Source organism: Amycolatopsis sp. NPDC043889, from assembly GCF_056435645.1.
This window is the reverse complement of sequence record NZ_JBWKEC010000004.1, coordinates 350976-366525: the sequence shown is the minus strand read 5'-3', so window position 1 is coordinate 366525 and position 15550 is coordinate 350976. Positions and strand designations below refer to the sequence as shown.

Genomic DNA, 15550 nt, shown 5'->3' with positions numbered 1-15550 from the left:
GATCAATGCCCGACAACCACCGTTGGTGAAATGTTGGGAGAGCCGTGACCGGCCCGCTGAGCACGTTGATCCTCGCCGCGGGTGAGGGCACCCGCATGCGTTCGTCCACCCCGAAGGTGCTGCACCCGATCGCCGGCCGTCCGTTGGTCGAGCACGCGGTGCGGGCCGCCGCGGGACTGAACCCGGAGCACCTGGTCGTGGTCGTCGGCCACGGTCGCGACTCGGTCGGCGCCCGGCTGGAAAAGGTCGGCGAGGCACTCGGCCGCCAGGTCGTCACGGCCGTCCAGGAAGAGCAGAAGGGCACCGGGCACGCCGTCTCGTGCGCGCTCTCCGCGCTGCCCGCCGGGCTGACCGGCACCGTCGTCGTCAGCTACGGCGACGTCCCGCTGCTCGACACCGAAACGCTCGCTTCCCTGGTCGCCGAGCACACCTCCACCGGTAACGCGGTCACCGTGCTGACCGCGGTCGTCGAGAACCCGACCGGTTACGGCCGGATCATCCGCGACGAAAACAACGTCGTCACCTCGATCGTCGAGCAGAAGGACGCCACCCCCGAACAGCACGAAATCGCCGAAATCAACTCCGGCGTCTACGCCTTCGACGCTTCGGTCCTCGTCGACGGGCTCTCGCGGCTTTCGACGGACAACGCGCAGGGCGAGCTCTACCTCACCGACGTCCTCGGCATCGCCCGCGGCGACGGCAAGGGCGTCGGCGCGCTGGTCATCGACGACCCGTGGGTGACCGAAGGCGTCAACGACCGCGTTCAGCTCTCCGTCCTCGGCGCCGAACTGAACCGCCGGATCGTCCGTGGCTGGCAGCGGGCGGGCGTCACCGTCGTCGACCCCGCGAGCACCTGGATCGACGCGGGTGTGACCCTGTCGCGCGACGTCGTCATCGAGCCCGGCGTGCAGCTGAAGGGTTCGACGTCGGTCGGCGAGGGCGCGCAGATCGGCCCGGACAGCACCCTGGAGAACGTCTCCGTCGGTGCGGGCGCGTCGGTGGTGCGGACGCACGGTTCCGATTCGGAACTGGGCGACGGCGTGAAGGTCGGCCCGTTCACCTACCTGCGTCCCGGCTCCAAGCTGGGGACCAAGGGCAAACTCGGCGCTTTCGTCGAGACGAAGAACGCCGACATCGGCGCCGGCACGAAGGTCCCGCACCTGACCTACGTCGGCGACGCGAGCATCGGCGAGAACAGCAACATCGGGTGCTCCAGCGTCTTCGTCAACTACGACGGCGTGAACAAGCACCACACCACGATCGGCTCCCATGTGCGGCTCGGCGCGGACAACACGTTCGTCGCCCCGGTGACCATCGGCGATGGCGCCTACAGTGGGGCAGGCACCGTGATCAGGCAAGACGTGCCCCCGGGCGCGCTCGCCGTGTCCACCGGGCCGCAGCGCAACATCGAAGACTGGGTGTCCCGGCGCAGGCCGGGCACACCCGCGGCGGGAGCAGCTTCCGCCGCGAAGCAGGACACCACCGCCGTGTCCGATTCAAACAAGGGAAACGACGGGGAGTCGCCAGCATGAGCTCGAAGTCCGGAACACCGAAGAAGAACCTGATGCTCTTCTCCGGGCGCGCCCACCCGGAACTCGCGGAAGAGGTCGCCAAGCACCTCAACGTGTCGGTCGTTCCGCAGACCGCGCACAACTTCGCCAACGGGGAGATCTTCGTCCGGTTCAACGAATCGGTGCGCGGGACCGACGCTTTCGTGATCCAGAGCCACCCCGCTCCCATCAACGAATGGGTGATGGAGCAGCTGATCATGGTGGACGCCCTCAAGCGCGCGAGCGCCAAGCGGATCACCGTGATCATGCCGTTCTACCCGTACGCGCGGCAGGACAAGAAGCACAAGGGCCGCGAACCGATCTCCGCGCGCCTGATCGCGGACCTGTTCAAGACCGCGGGCGCCGACCGGATCATGACGGTCGACCTGCACACCGCGCAGATCCAGGGCTTCTTCGACGGCCCCGTCGACCACCTGCTCGCGCAGAACGTGCTGGCCGCGCACATCAACAAGACCTACCACGGCGAGAACATCACCGTCGTCTCGCCGGACTCCGGCCGCGTGCGGCTCGCCGAGAAGTGGGCGGCGCAGCTGGGTGACCGGCCGATCGCCTTCATCCACAAGACCCGCGACCCCGACAAGCCGAACCAGGCCGTCGCCAACCGCGTCGTCGGCAAGGTCCGCGGTCAGCTGTGCGTGCTGATCGACGACATGATCGACACCGGCGGCACGATCGTGAAGGCCACCGAGGCCCTGCTCGACGAAGGCGCGTCCGACGTCGTCATCGCCTCGACCCACGGCATCCTGTCCGACCCCGCCACCGAGCGGCTGTCGAACTGCAAGGCGCGCGAGGTCATCATCACCAACACGCTGCCGATCCCGGAGGAGAAGCGGTTCCCCGGGCTGACCGTGCTGTCCATCGCGCCGCTGCTGGCGCAGGCGATCCAGCAGGTCTTCGAGGACGGGTCGGTCACGTCCCTCTTCGACGGCAACGCCTGATCCAGGCGAAGCAAGGGACCTTTGCTATCGCTCTCTTTCGGAGAGTGACAGCAAAGGTCCCTTGCTCGTTTTCGGCTCCTCGCGAAACGACGCGCACCCGGCCGCCCTGCGTGGCTAGGTTCCGTACATGGGGAAATTCAAGTTCGGCGTGAACCTTTGGGGCGCCGAGAATCATGAAGACTGGGTCGCGAAGTGCCGCCGCGTCGAGGCCCTCGGATACGACGTCATCTCCGTGCCCGATCATCTCGGCCCAGGACGGAACGCGCCTTTCCCGGCGCTGACCATGGCCGCCGCGGTGACCCAGCGGCCCCGCGTCGGCACTCTTGTTTCCAATATGGCCTTCTACAACGCCGCGCTCTTCGCACGCGAAGTCGTCACCACGGTGAAGATGACGGGCGACCGGCTGGACCTCGGGCTCGGCTCCGGCCACATGAAATCGGAATTCGACGAAGCAGGCCTGCCGTGGACCCCGGCCAAGGAACGTATCGAGTACCTCGCCAAGAGCCTTGACCACCTGCGTGAACACTTCGCCGCCGAAGGAATCACGCCTCCCCCGCTGCTCATCGCGGGCAACAGCGACGGCGTGCTCTCCCTCGCCGCCCGCGAAGCCGACATCGCCGGCTTCGCGGGCCTTCGTCAAGCACCAGGGAAACCGCCGGGCACGTTCCGGCTCGACGACGCCGAGCGCATGGACGAACGCGTCGCCTTCTTCCGTTCACACGCGAACGGCCGCGATCCCGAACTGAACATACTCGTCCAGCGGGTCGTCGTCGCGGACGACCGGCGCGCGGCCGCCGAGGCCTGGCGTGAAGAAGTCAAGGACCAGGACGGCCTCGACGTCGACGCCCTGCTCGAAACGCCCCAATTGCTGTTCGGGACCACCGACGAGATGGTCCGGCAGCTCCAGGAGCGTCGCGAACGGTACGGCTTCTCCTACATCACGGTGTTCGAACCGATGCTGGAAACGTTCGCGCCGGTCGTGCGGGAACTGTCCGGTCAGTAAGCGACGCAGAAACGCTGACGGCGGTGTTCCGGCTTGTCGATCTCATCGACGAACGCGATCGCGTAGTCGGCGCCGCCGATCTTCGAACCGCCGTTCTCGTCGGTCAGGAGCACGTCGCCGCCGAGCCGGAACTCGCCGGTCCGCTCGCCCTCGGCCCACGCGCCGAACTCCGCGGCCGGGCTGACGTAGAACCAGTCGACATCCTCAGGAAGCTTCCGGAACGCTTCGAGAACCTCGGCGTGCGCACCCGCTTCACCCTTGTACTCGTCCGGGAACTCGGGGGTGTCGATCAGTCGCGGCCCGCCCTCGGCCACGTGCAGGCTGCCCGCCCCGCCGACCACGCCGATCCGCGCGCCGTTGTCCTTCGCGACCTGAGCGATCGAGGGCACCGCGTCGAGCAGACCACTCTGCCCGTGAACCGCGATGACCAGGACATCGGCGCCCTTGGCGACATCGGCCAAGAAGCCCTCGTCGTAGAGCGAGCCCGCCCTGGTCCCCTCGCCTTCGGCGTTCCTGGACACCACCAAGACGTCGTGACCGCGGCCGCGGGCCTCCGCGGCGATCTTCCCGCCCGCGTACCCGGTTCCTCCGAACACAACCAACTTCGCCATCGCGTTTCTCCCTTTTCATCGGCGACCACGCCGATGCTAAGAACGCGAGTTCGGCTACTTCAACGTATGCAACGCACCCCGAGGTGAGCGTGCAGGTCAGCCGCCCAGCGTGGCGAACTCGGACTTGAGCTTTTCGCGAACACCGTTGACGTCGACCGGAGCCCGGACCTCACCTTTGGCCGACGGCTTCGCCTGCACCTGATAGCTGGCGTTCCGATTCGGCAGTTTGAACTTGACCTCGCAGCTCATGCTCGTCGTGGTGTCCGGCGCCGCGTCGGCGTCCGCCGTGCAGCTCTGCGCGCCGAGGGACTGCGCGGTGAAGTCGACGGTCAGCTTCAGGTGCACAGGCGTCCCGCTCACGCCGCCGATGACGGAGTTGGCGACGTCGATGGTCGCCCGGCAGGTCCCGACGAAGTCCGTGCAGTCCAGCTTGTCGTTGACGACGCTGACCCTGACCTGGGTGAGCGCGTCGAACGGCTGCCCGATCCCGCCGATCGCGCCGTCCAGATCGGTCTGGAGTTTCTTGAGCGCATCCCCGGCGAGCGGCTCGACCCGCATCTCGGCGCCGAGCGTCTTGCCGCCCGCCGCGGCGACGAGGGAAGGCGCGAAACTGACGACACGGTGCGGCGCCGAGGTGGTCACCCGCAGTGCTCCGAGCCCGCTCCCGACGTCGTAGACCTCGGTCCCGTCGGGCAACTTCGAACGGACCGGATCGGTCAACGGGTTCATCCCGGACACCGCGGTCCTGAGCGTCGACGCGGCCTTGCGCGGGCTGAGCACCTCGACGGCGTTCACCGGCAGATCCGAGCTGTCCGTACGGACCCAGTTGGTGCCGTACTGGTCGCTGTCGCCGAGCCCGTGCGCCTTCCAGTACTCCGGCGTCGCCGAGAGGTACAGCTGCTTGTCGGCGGAGATGACCTGGATGGTCTGGCCGTCGACCGGCAGCGCGCCGTGCGCGCTCCCGTTCCGGGTGATCCGGAACTGTAATTCCGCGGGCTGACCCGACGCGTCCTTGATCGTCGATTTGTACACGACGGCCGGAGCCTGCTCCAGCGCCTTCAGCGCGCTCTCGACAGCGCCGCGTTGCTCCGCGCGCCGATCCACCCGCTGCTGCTCGGCGGACGGGATCCCGGCCGCTCCGTCGATCGCGACGTCGCAACCGGCCACGAGGCAGCACAGGGCGGCGATCGCGCCGATCTTCGACCGTCGTGCCGGCATCCCGTCCCCTTAGTCTCGCGTGCGAGCAGATCACACCTTAGAAAAGGGGTCGCGCACCACCGCATCCGCGGGTTCGCGAAGCAGCTGTCACCGACTTGTCACCTGTACGAGCCACCCGCCGAGACCCCCGCACGACCGGTTGGTCTACACTTTCCCGGTCTCGGCGAGGCGGGTTCCGTGAGCACCTGGTGCCCGACGTGATCGACGCGGCGGCTTGAGTGGCCACACGCGGTCGAGCACGCCTGTGGAATTCGCCGCCGAACACCAGAACCGCCCCGAACCATCCCCACCTCAGCATGCTTTCGCTGAACATGTTGGTGAATTGAAGGAGTGCTACACCGTGTCCGAGGTACGCCTGTCCGTCGAGCCCCGCACCGAATTCGGCAAGGGTGCCGCGCGCCGCACGCGTCGCGCCGGCAAGATCCCCGCGGTGCTGTACGGGCACGGCTCGGAACCGCGCCACTACGCCCTGCCCGCCATCGAGTTCGCCCGCGTCGTGCGTGAGAACGGCAGCAACGCCGTCATCACCCTCGACCTCGAGGGCAAGAGCGAGCTGGCGCTGACGAAGACCATCGTCGTCCACCCGCTGAAGAACTACATCGAGCACGTCGACCTGCTGGTCGTCATCCGCGGCGAGAAGGTCACCGTCGACGTCCCCGTCGTCGTCACCGGCACCCCGGGCCCGGGCACCCTGGTCACCACCGACCTCGACACCATCCAGATCGAGGTCGAGGCGCTGCACATCCCGGAGCAGGTCGAGCTCTCGGTCGAGGGCGTCGAAGCCGGCACCCAGATCCTCGCCTCGCAGGTCACCCTGCCGCAGGGCGCCACCCTGGTCACCGACCCCGAGGCGCTGGTCGTCGCCGTCAACGAGGCGCCGTCCGAGTCCTCGCTCGAGGGCGACGAGGCCGAGGCTGCGGAGACCACCGCCGAGGACGCCGAATAAAGTCACCGATGTGACCGAAGCAGTACTTCCCGGGGCCGGCGAGCAGATCCTGCTCGTCGGCCTCGGCAATCCCGGCCCCCAATACGCGGGCAACAGGCACAACGTCGGCTTCATGGTGCTCGACGAACTCGCCGGCCGCGTCGGCGGCAAGTTCAAGACCCACAAGAGCGGCGCCGAGGTCCTCGAAGGCAGGCTCGCCGGGCAGCGAGTGGTCCTGGCGAAGCCGCGCTCGTACATGAATCTCTCGGGCGGCCCCGTCGTGGGCGCGGCCCGGTTCTACAAGATCCCCCCGGCCGGTGTCGTGGTCGTCCACGACGAGCTGGATGTCGACTTCGGCGCGCTCAAGATGAAACTGGGCGGCGGCGACAACGGCCACAACGGTCTCCGCTCGATCACCAAATCGCTGGGCACGAAGGACTACTATCGGGTCCGGTTCGGTGTCGGCCGCCCTCCGGGGCGGCAGGATCCGGCGGATTTCGTGCTGAAAGACTTCTCGACGGTCGAACGCAAAGAACTCGCTTTCGAGATCGATCGTTGCGCCGACGCCGTTGAAGCGCTCATCAGCACCGGTCTCGCCGCGGCCCAGAATACCTTCCACGCTGGGTGAACCCGCTCACATGGCAGTGCGTTACAGCTCGTCACTCGAAGGCGTTTCACCACGCCCTGATCGAGTCGTGGAGTAGCGCGAGCTCTTCCGGGGAACTCTCAAACCCGTTAGGACGGAATGCGGAGATCGCATTCCCCACCGAAACCGGAGAGAGTTTCATGTCGTTTACGGCCGAAGACATCACCGGCGCCACTTTCCCGAACGCCCCGATCGGGCGACGCGGATATGCCAAACACGAGGTCGACGCGTTCCTGGAACGGATCGCCGACACGATCTCGGACCGGGACGACCTGACGGCCGCCGAGGTCCACCACGTCATGTTCTCGCGTCCGTTGATCGGTAAGCGCGGCTACGACGAACGCGAAGTCGACGATTTCCTCGACAAGGTCGAAGCACAGCTCGCCCACCGGACCGGCCAGCACGCGCTCGGTGTGCCCGGCGCCCGCGAAGAGGACGAAGCGACCGCCGAACGCGCCGTCCCGGACCGCGGCCCCGTCGAGTTCCTGCGGGAGCGCTAGTGCCCGTCACCGCCTTCGAGGCCAGAACCCGGCAGTTCGACCGGGCGCCGATCGGCGCCCGCGGCTATCACGAACCCGCGGTCGACGCCTTCCTCGAACGGGTCGCGGCGACCCTCGACGGCGATGACGACCTGTCGGTTTCAGACGTCCACAACGTGGCTTTCGCCAAAGCCCCGCTGTCGAAACGAGGCTACGACCCGGCAGCCGTCGACGCGTTCCTGCGAGACGTCGAGGGAACACTGGCCGGGTTGTCCCATTCCGCCGGCTACTACATAGCGCCTGCCTTGGAGCACACCCATACCCGCAAGCCACCTTGGCGACGCCGCTGACCACCGGGAGGTGCAGCGAAGGGGCCGGGTCCGCGATCTTCGCGGACCCGGCCCATTCGTGTCAGCTGGTCGCCGCGTTCTTGGCGATCTTGTCCGCGAACTGGACGGCGGTCGCGGCCCGCTTCACCTTGCCCGAGGGCGTCTTGGGCAGGCTTCCCGCCGGGAGCACCACGACCGCGAAGGGCCGCATGTCGACGGCGCCGCGCACCTTGGCCGCGACCTCCTTCGCCAGCGCCTTCTCCGCTTCCGGATCCCCGGCGAGTTTCGATTCGACCACGACGGCGAACCGTTCACGGCGGCTGCCGGCGTCGAGCCGCACGGCCACGGCGTTCCCCGCTCGGACCCCCTCGACCGAGGTCGCCGCGCGTTCGATATCGGTCGGGTACAGGTTCCGGCCGCCCATGATGATGACGTCCTTGCGACGGCCGCAGATGACGATCATGCCATCGACCAGGTAGCCGAGGTCACCGGTGAGCAGCCAGCCGTCCTCGTCCTGCGTCGCGAGCGGCCCTTCCATGGTCAGGTACCCCGGTGTCACGGCCTCGCCGCGCAGGCGGATCTCCCCGACCTCGCGTTCTCCGAGCACCGTTCCCTTGTCGTCGACGATCTCGGCCTCGAGCCCGTCGAGCGGCGGCCCGAGCACCGCGAACGACCGGACTTCGTCGGTCCCCCGGCGCGGGTCACCCTCGGGGACCGGCACCGCGCGGTTGTCCGCCTCGAGCGCGTCGGCCTCGACCACGTCCAGCGTCAAGCCGGTGAACAACGGCGCGAACGAAACCGCGAGAGTCGCCTCCGCCATGCCGTACGCGGGGAACACGCATTCGGCGGGCATCTTGAAGCGTGCCCCAGCCTCGACGAACGTCTTCACGGCTGTTTCGTCGATCGGCTCGGCGCCGTTCAGCGCGATCCGGAGCTTCGAGAGGTCGTACGCGTCGTCGTCCTCGACACGGGCCATCCGCCTGCCCACGATCGCGTACGCGAAGTTCGGCGCGGCCGTGGTCGTGCCGTTGTACTTGCTGATCAGCTGCGGCCAGATCAACGGTCCCGACAGGAACTCCAGCGGCGTGATCTTGACGAGCTCGACGCCGAACGTCATCGGCACCGTCAGGAACCCGACCATCCCCATGTCGTGGAAGGTGGGCAGCCACGAGACCATCACGTCGACGTCGAAATCGAACTCTGCCCGGTCGACCATCGCCTTGACGTTCGAATACAGGTTCCCGTAGGTGATCTGAACGGCCTTCGGGTCGGCCGTCGACCCGCTGGTCAGCTGCAGGAGCGCCGTGTCCGATTCGGCTGTCGGCACGGGCTCCGGCAGCGGTTCGGCCTCGAGCAGCTCGGCGATGACTTGGAAGGCGATGCCGTGCTCCGTGAGCACCGGCGCCAGCTGATCGAACGGCTCACCGAGCAGAACCAGGCCGGACCCGATCATCCGCAGCACGCGAACGGTGTCCTCGGCCCATTCGGCGAGGTCTGTGCGCTGCGTCGGCTGGTGCAGCATCGTCACGCTGCCGCCGGCGAGCCAGACCGCCTGAACCGTCGGCGCGATCAGCGACGGCGCCGCCGCCAGTACCGCGACCGCTTTGCCGGGTTCCAGCCCAGCCGCCACCAGACCCCCGGCGACCCGCTTGGCCTGCTCGTGAATCTCGGCCCACGTACGCCGAACCGGCTCCTTGGGCTCCCCGGTGACCATTCCCCGCTGCTGACCTCGCCCCGCCGCGGTGGCGACGAGCGTGTCCACGAACCGACTCATGCGCGTCACACTACTGTCCGCGCTGAACGGCCCGCTCGCCGTCGAGCGAACTCATTCGATCGCTTCGGAGGTCTCGAGCCACTGGGCCTCGACCTCCTCCTTCTCCGTTTCGACGGCTTTCAATTCGGTGTTCAGCTCGATGAGTTTCGTCGGATCGGTCGCCGCGGCGAGCAGCGCCGCATGCAGCTTCTCTTCCTTCGCGTGCAGCTGGTCGAGCTTGCGCTCGAGGCGGGACAGCTCCTTCTGGGCCGCCCGCTGTTCCGCGGCGTTCTTCCTGGGCGCGGAGGCCTGCGCGTTGCCGCTCTTTCGGTCTCCGCCGGCCTTCTCGAGTTTCTTGGCGCGCCGGTCGAGGTACTCCTCGATCCCGCCCGGCAGGTGGGTCACTTGCCCGTCCCCGAACAAGGCCACGATCGTGTCGCAGACGCGTTCCACCAGGTATCGGTCGTGCGAAACGACGACGAGGCTGCCCGGCCAGGAATCCAGCAGATCTTCGAGCTGCTGCAAGGTGTCGATGTCGAGATCGTTCGTCGGTTCGTCGAGCAGCAGCACGTTGGGCTCGGCCATCAGGAGCCGGCACAGCTGCAGACGGCGCCGTTCACCACCGGAAAGGTCCTCGACCGGCGTCCACTGCCTCGCGGCGGGGAAACCCAGCTTTTCGGCCAGCTGGGAAGCGGTCAGCTCCTGCTTGCCGAACACGACCCGGCCGGAGACCTCTTCGATCGCCTGCAGCACGCGCAGATCGCCCGGCAGGTCATCGAGCTCCTGGCGCAGATGCGCGAGGCTGACCGTCTTGCCCTGGATCCGTCGTCCCGTCTCGGGTTCCCTGTCGCCGCCGAGCAGCTTGAGGAGCGTCGTCTTGCCGGACCCGTTGACGCCGACCAGGCCGATCCGATCGCCGGGCCCGATCCGCCAGGTGACGTGATCGAGCAGAGTGCGGTCGCCGACGGTCAACGTGGCGTCCTCGATCTCCAGCACGGTCTTCCCCAGCCGACGGCGGGCGAACGCCTGCAGCTCGACCGAATCACGCGGCTCCGGCACGTCGGAGATCAACGCCTCCGCCGCCTCGACGCGGTATCGCGGCTTCGACGTCCTGGCCTGCGGACCGCGACGCAGCCATGCGAGCTCTTTACGTGCCAGGTTCTGCCGCTTTTCCTCGGCCGTCGCCGCAAGCCTCGCCCGCTCGGCCCGCGCGAAGATCCAGTCCGCGTATCCGCCTTCGTACTGCTCGACGCGACCGTTGGCGACCTCCCAGGTCACACTCGCGACCGTGTCGAGGAACCACCGGTCGTGGGTGACGACCACGACCGCGATCTTGCGGTTGAGCAGGTGATCCGCGAGCCAGCGCACACCTTCCACGTCGAGGTGGTTGGTGGGCTCGTCGAGGACGACGAGGTCCAGTTCACCGGTGAGGGCGGCCGCCAACGCGACACGGCGCCGTTCGCCACCTGACAGGTTCGCCGTCGCCTTCTCGATACCGAGAGCGGTGATGCCCAAACCATCCATAATGGACCGGACACGCGCGTCAGCGGCCCACTCGTGCTCCGCGCCGTAGCGCTCCAGCACGACGTCTCCGACCGTGCTGCCGTCGGGAAGTTCGGTCCGCTGGGTGACCACCGCCATCCGCAGGCCCCGGACTTGACTGACACGTCCCGCGTCCGGCTCGCTGATCCCCGCGAGGACCTCCAGCAGCGTCGTCTTCCCGCCCCCGTTGAGACCGACGACACCGATACGCTGCCCCTCCGCCACACCGAGCGAAACACCGTCGAGCAGCGGGCGCACCCCGAAGGACTTGCTCACCGACTCCAGGTTGACCAAGTTGGCCATGCCTCAGCCGATCCTTTCCAAAAAGCTCGCACCACAACGAATTAGTCGGTGTCCATTTCGGACACCCTCATGCGTGCACCCGAGGCGGCGACGGCCGCGGCGCGTCGTCTCCGCCGACCAGCCGGGCTCCGGGGACCGGCCCGTGCGCGACGCGCACCGTGCGACAGACACCCGCGCCGGACAGCTCCGCGGCCACCTCGACGGCCGACTGGGCGTCCGCGCACAGGAACGCGCAGGTCGGCCCGGATCCGGACACGGTGCCGGCGAGCGCCCCCGCGTTGACTCCCGCCCTCAATGTGCGACGCAGCCCCGGACGCAACGAGACAGCGGCCGCCTGCAGGTCATTGCCAAGAAGCAGCGCCAGCTGCCGCGGGTCGCCGGATGCCAGCGCCTCCACCACCGGAGTGTGCGAGCCGATTCGCGGCGGGCTGCCCTCTTCACGCAACTTGTCCAGCTCGCCGAACACCCGTGGAGTCGAAAGCCCACGCTGGTCGAAGGCCAGGACCCAGTGGAAGGTGTGCCTCGACAAGACAGGCACCAGCTGCTCGCCTCGGCCGGTGCCCAGCGCTGTCCCGCCGTAGAGCGCGAAAGGTACATCGCTACCGAGCTTCGCGGCGATACCCGCCAGTTCGTCCCGGGAGATGTCGAGCTTCCAAAGCGACGCGAGCCCCACCAGCGTCGCGGCCGCGTCGGCACTGCCACCGGCCATCCCGCCCGCGACCGGGATGCCTTTGCGCAACACGACTCTGACCTTGGACTCGCCGTCCGCCTTGCCGACGTGAGCCGCCAACGCCTGCGCCGCCTTCCAGGCGAGGTTGTTGGCTCCTGTCGGTACGGAACCTTCACCTTCGCCGTAGACCTCGACACCGGGGTCCTCGGTGACCGCGACGGTCACCTCGTCGGTCAGGGAAAGCGCCTGGAACACGGTCACCAGCTCGTGGTAACCGTCCGGGCGTACGTCACCGACCGACAGGTGCAGGTTGACCTTGGCGGGAACCCTGACGGTCACTGGGGGCGGTACGACGGCGAGCACGCGTCAAGCCTACGTGGCCGCTCCACTTGCGCTGTCACCAGGAGAAAGAGAACGGACGGGTCGGACGCGAACGGGCCGCCCGGACGAAATTCGTCCTGAGCGGCCCGTTCGCGGAGAAATCAGGCAGCGACACCCTGCGGCCCGCGGACCGGGTGGGTCACGTGGCCGCCACGTTCGGCGATCCAGGCGAGCGCGGCGTCCGCGCGCTCACCACGCACCCCGAGGCGGAACCGGCCGACCGGCGTGTCGCCGATCCGGGTCAGGCCGCCCCCGATGGTGGCGAGTTCGACGTCGAAGCGACCGGCGGCCTCCGGCAGCAGCGCACCGACCGAGGCGAAGCCGACGAGCACGACGTCCACCGCGCGGTCGTACTTCGAGGCCTGTGCCCGCCCGGTTTCGATGGCGGGAAGCAGCGCCTGCGCGGTCCGGCTGTTCGGGTCGGAGACCAGGTCGAGCACGGTTCCGCGTTCGATGATCGCGCCGGCCTCCAGAACCGCGACGTCGTCGCAGACACGGCGGACCACGCCGGCGTCGGGAGTGGTGAGCAGCACGGTGACGCCGAGCTCGGCGCGCGCGCGGTCGAGCACGGTCAGGACCGCGCCGGACTCCTCGGGCTGCACGCCCGCGGTCGGGTCGTCGGCCAGGAGCACGGACGGCCCGGCGGCCAGCGCCTTGGCGATGGCCACGCGGCGCAGCTGCCCCGCGGACAAGTCGCCCGGTCGCTGCCCCGCACGGGGGGTGAGCCCGACCAGGTCGAGCAGGTTGCCGACCCGGTTGCGGCGCTGCGGCCCGTCGAGGCCGAGCTGCTCGAGCGGCGAAGCGATGTTGCCGGCGATGGTGCGCTCGGCGAGCAATTCCGGCTTGGTGCTCACGACTCCGACCTGGCGCCGGATTTCGCGGAGCCGGCGTCCGTCGAGTGTCCCGGTGTTGAGGCCGTCGAGACGGACGACGCCGCGGTCGGGACGCTCCTGAAGACCGATGCACCGGGCGAGGGTCGATTTGCCGGAGCCCGCCGGACCGACGACCCCGAACAGCGAGCCTGCTTGGATGTCCACGCTCACATCGCGCAGTGCGACGACGGGATTTCCGTTGAGGGGAAAGGACTTGGACAGGTTTTCGACAGTGATCACGAAGGGCTCCATGCACATGGGGCGCTGCTTCTTTCGAGCGCGCCAACCGTCACCGAGTAACCGTCCGGGAAACGAACGGATTCAGAGATAAGGGAAAGGACTCAGGCAGTAACGGTGGAGCGTCGACACGCACTTACCGTGCGGCGACCTTCATCGACGACACGTCGCCTGGTCAGCAGGAGCGGGTGGGTGACCCTGTTCATTAGGCACAGCCTCCATCGGTCCTGGCGGTAGCACCTGCCCTGTGGAGGGTGGTTGCTGCGACTTCGGCGAGCCAGGTCTCTCAGTCGCTCGGGATGGCTTATTGAGTAAAACCGATCCCACTGGATGAAAGCAAGCGCGTAGGCGCAGATCACACGTCTGGTCGCGTCCATCATACAGGATGGGAAGTCCATATTATGAGACGCCAGTAGGCGTATCTACGTCACGACAGGCGCGCTGCCTGCTAAGACGAGGTCCGCCCACGCCGAATCGAGAGGAGGAATCACGCAGGTGCGCGGCCTTGGCCTGCCGCCGTTCGCGCGGCTCCGGTCACACCTGCGACACGTGGTCAGCCGGCGGCCGCGGCGATCCGGGCGAACTGATGAACGTCCAGCTGCTCCCCGCGAGTCTTGGGGTCGATACCCGCCTTTTCGAGCAGTTCCCCCGCGCGTTCGGCGGAACCGGCCCACGACGCCAACGCGGCACGCAAGGTCTTCCGCCGTTGCGAGAAGGCGGCGTCGACGACCGCGAACAGCCGTTCCCGATCCACGGACGACACCACGTCGCCCCGTTCGAACGCGACCAAGGCGGAGTCGACGTTCGGAACGGGCCAGAACACCGCCCGGGGCACCGCGGCGACCTTGCGCGTCTTCCCGTACCAGGCGAGCTTGACGCTGGGAACGCCGTAAGTCCGGCTTCCCGGACCCGCCGCCATCCTGTCCGCGACCTCGGTCTGGACCATTACGAGACCGCTGGTCAGCGACGGCAGTTCGGCGAGCAGGTGGAGCACGACGGGAACGGCGACGTTGTACGGCAGGTTCGCGACGAGCGCCGTCGGCCGCGCGGGCAGATCGTCCGCGGTGATCCGCAACGCGTCCGCGCCGACGACCGTCAGCCTTTCGCCCCCGCCTCGTTCTGCCACGGTGCTCGGCAGCCGCCCCGCCAGGACAGGGTCGATTTCAACCGCGACGACCTCGGCGCCGGTCGCGAGCAGCCCGAGTGTCAGCGAGCCGAGGCCCGGCCCGACCTCCAGGACGACGTCCCCTTCGCCGATCCCCGAAAGGTCGACGATGCGGCGCACCGTGTTGGGATCGTGCACGAAGTTCTGACCGAGCTTCTTGGTCGGACGTACGTCCAGCTCGGCCGCCAGCGCCCTGATTTCCGCAGGACCGAGCAGTTCAGTCACCCGACGATCGTAACCAGGTCCGGTAAGCCACGATTGGCCGGTGGACGACGTCGCACTCGATGGGGAAAAAGTCCGGCTGCGCGAATGGCGCCCGTCCGACCTCGGGCCGCTCCTCGACTTACTCGATCCCGCGCGGCCTTGGCACGAAACGAACGGGCCCTACTTCGGCACCCCGACCACAGCCGCCGCCGAATCCACGGCGCGCGAACTCACCACGATCAAGTCCGATCCGCCCGATCCCCGCACCAGCCTCGCCGTGTGCGATCTGAGCGACGGAAGGCTGATCGGCCGGGTCAGCTGGTACTGGGAAAGCAGGCAGACCGACTGGCGGCGGATGGGGCTGGTCATCTACGACGAGCGGTATTGGGGCGGCGGGTTCGGCACCGAGGCCTTGCGCATGTGGACGACCTACTTGTTCTCCCGCACCGACGCGCTCCGCCTGGACTTCGCCACGTTCTCGGGTAACCCGGGAATGATCGCCGTCGGGCGACGGCTCGGGTTCGTCGAAGAAGGCCGGTTCCGGCGCGCACGGCGCTGGTCCGGCGGCGTCCACGATTCCGTCGTCTACGGGGTGCTCCGCGAGGAGTGGGCCCGGATGCATCGCCAGGGCAAGGGCCCGGCCGGATCCGACCCCACCATCCGTATGGCTTTCCGAAGCGACACGCATCCCACTCAAGGGTGA

At 68.0% G+C, this 15550-nt stretch carries 15 protein-coding genes and 1 riboswitch; of the genes, 8 read left to right on the top strand and 7 right to left on the bottom strand.

Annotation, left to right across the window (positions count from 1 at the left end; translation table 11 throughout):
* Window positions 1-44 precede the first annotated feature (44 nt).
* From glmU to AC0685_RS11970, 3 genes are all read left to right on the top strand, one after another.
* Window positions 45-1532: a bifunctional UDP-N-acetylglucosamine diphosphorylase/glucosamine-1-phosphate N-acetyltransferase GlmU gene (gene glmU / locus AC0685_RS11980; RefSeq protein WP_478225516.1), complete on the top strand. Its 1488-nt coding sequence runs from the start codon at window positions 45-47 to the stop codon at window positions 1530-1532.
* On the top strand, window positions 1529-2509 hold the full coding sequence (locus tag AC0685_RS11975) for a ribose-phosphate diphosphokinase (RefSeq protein WP_478225515.1): 981 nt from the start codon (window positions 1529-1531) through the stop codon (window positions 2507-2509). The genes glmU and AC0685_RS11975 overlap by 4 nt, the downstream gene beginning before the upstream one ends.
* Before the next feature lie 127 nt (window positions 2510-2636).
* Window positions 2637-3512 carry a TIGR03621 family F420-dependent LLM class oxidoreductase gene (locus tag AC0685_RS11970; RefSeq protein ID WP_478225514.1) on the top strand — a complete coding sequence of 292 codons (876 nt, stop codon included), beginning with the start codon at window positions 2637-2639 and terminating at the stop codon, window positions 3510-3512.
* Here the strand turns inward: AC0685_RS11970 and AC0685_RS11965 are convergent.
* Both AC0685_RS11965 and AC0685_RS11960 read right to left on the bottom strand, forming a co-directional pair.
* On the bottom strand, window positions 3506-4123 hold the full coding sequence (locus tag AC0685_RS11965) for an NAD(P)-dependent oxidoreductase (protein ID WP_478225513.1): 618 nt from the start codon (window positions 4121-4123) through the stop codon (window positions 3506-3508). The genes AC0685_RS11970 and AC0685_RS11965 overlap by 7 nt on opposite strands.
* A gap of 96 nt (window positions 4124-4219) precedes the next feature.
* Window positions 4220-5341 (bottom strand): hypothetical protein, encoded by a 1122-nt coding sequence (locus AC0685_RS11960; RefSeq protein WP_478225512.1) that lies wholly within the window; start codon window positions 5339-5341, stop codon window positions 4220-4222.
* Window positions 5342-5681: 340 nt separating this feature from the next.
* Between AC0685_RS11960 and AC0685_RS11955 the strand changes: the two genes are divergently transcribed.
* The 4 genes from AC0685_RS11955 to AC0685_RS11940 all read left to right on the top strand — a co-directional run bounded on the left by AC0685_RS11955 (window position 5682) and on the right by AC0685_RS11940 (window position 7741).
* Window positions 5682-6287: a 50S ribosomal protein L25/general stress protein Ctc gene (locus AC0685_RS11955; protein ID WP_340687010.1), complete on the top strand. Its 606-nt coding sequence runs from the start codon at window positions 5682-5684 to the stop codon at window positions 6285-6287.
* A gap of 10 nt (window positions 6288-6297) precedes the next feature.
* A complete protein-coding gene (pth, locus tag AC0685_RS11950; protein WP_340687009.1) occupies window positions 6298-6894 on the top strand; it encodes an aminoacyl-tRNA hydrolase in 597 nt (198 codons plus the stop codon).
* 158 nt (window positions 6895-7052) lie between these two features.
* Window positions 7053-7412, top strand: a complete 360-nt coding sequence (locus AC0685_RS11945) for a DivIVA domain-containing protein (RefSeq protein WP_478225511.1) — start codon at window positions 7053-7055, stop codon at window positions 7410-7412.
* A complete protein-coding gene (locus AC0685_RS11940) occupies window positions 7412-7741 on the top strand; it encodes a DivIVA domain-containing protein (protein ID WP_340687007.1) in 330 nt (109 codons plus the stop codon). Before AC0685_RS11945 ends, AC0685_RS11940 begins: the two co-directional genes overlap by 1 nt.
* 61 nt (window positions 7742-7802) lie before the next feature.
* Here AC0685_RS11940 and AC0685_RS11935 read toward each other — a convergent pair whose 3' ends face one another.
* The 5 genes from AC0685_RS11935 to rsmA form a co-directional block, all read right to left on the bottom strand.
* A complete protein-coding gene (locus AC0685_RS11935) occupies window positions 7803-9494 on the bottom strand; it encodes a fatty acyl-AMP ligase (protein ID WP_478225510.1) in 1692 nt (563 codons plus the stop codon).
* A 51-nt stretch (window positions 9495-9545) separates the two neighbouring features.
* Window positions 9546-11318: an ABC-F family ATP-binding cassette domain-containing protein gene (locus tag AC0685_RS11930; RefSeq protein WP_478225509.1), complete on the bottom strand. Its 1773-nt coding sequence runs from the start codon at window positions 11316-11318 to the stop codon at window positions 9546-9548.
* Between the two features lie 67 nt (window positions 11319-11385).
* Entirely contained in the window at window positions 11386-12351 is a 966-nt protein-coding gene (locus tag AC0685_RS11925) for a 4-(cytidine 5'-diphospho)-2-C-methyl-D-erythritol kinase (RefSeq protein ID WP_007028772.1), read from the bottom strand.
* 119 nt (window positions 12352-12470) lie between these two features.
* Entirely contained in the window at window positions 12471-13481 is a 1011-nt protein-coding gene (locus AC0685_RS11920; RefSeq protein ID WP_478225508.1) for a methionine ABC transporter ATP-binding protein, read from the bottom strand.
* Window positions 13482-13693: 212 nt separating this feature from the next.
* A riboswitch (SAM riboswitch) is annotated at window positions 13694-13784 on the bottom strand.
* 247 nt (window positions 13785-14031) lie between these two features.
* The gene (rsmA, locus tag AC0685_RS11915; RefSeq protein ID WP_478225507.1) at window positions 14032-14868 is read right to left on the bottom strand and encodes a 16S rRNA (adenine(1518)-N(6)/adenine(1519)-N(6))-dimethyltransferase RsmA; all 837 of its coding nucleotides are present in this window, start codon (window positions 14866-14868) and stop codon (window positions 14032-14034) included.
* Window positions 14869-14908: 40 nt separating this feature from the next.
* On the opposite strand from rsmA, the gene AC0685_RS11910 reads away from it, so the two are divergent.
* Entirely contained in the window at window positions 14909-15550 is a 642-nt protein-coding gene (locus AC0685_RS11910) for a GNAT family N-acetyltransferase (protein ID WP_478225506.1), read from the top strand.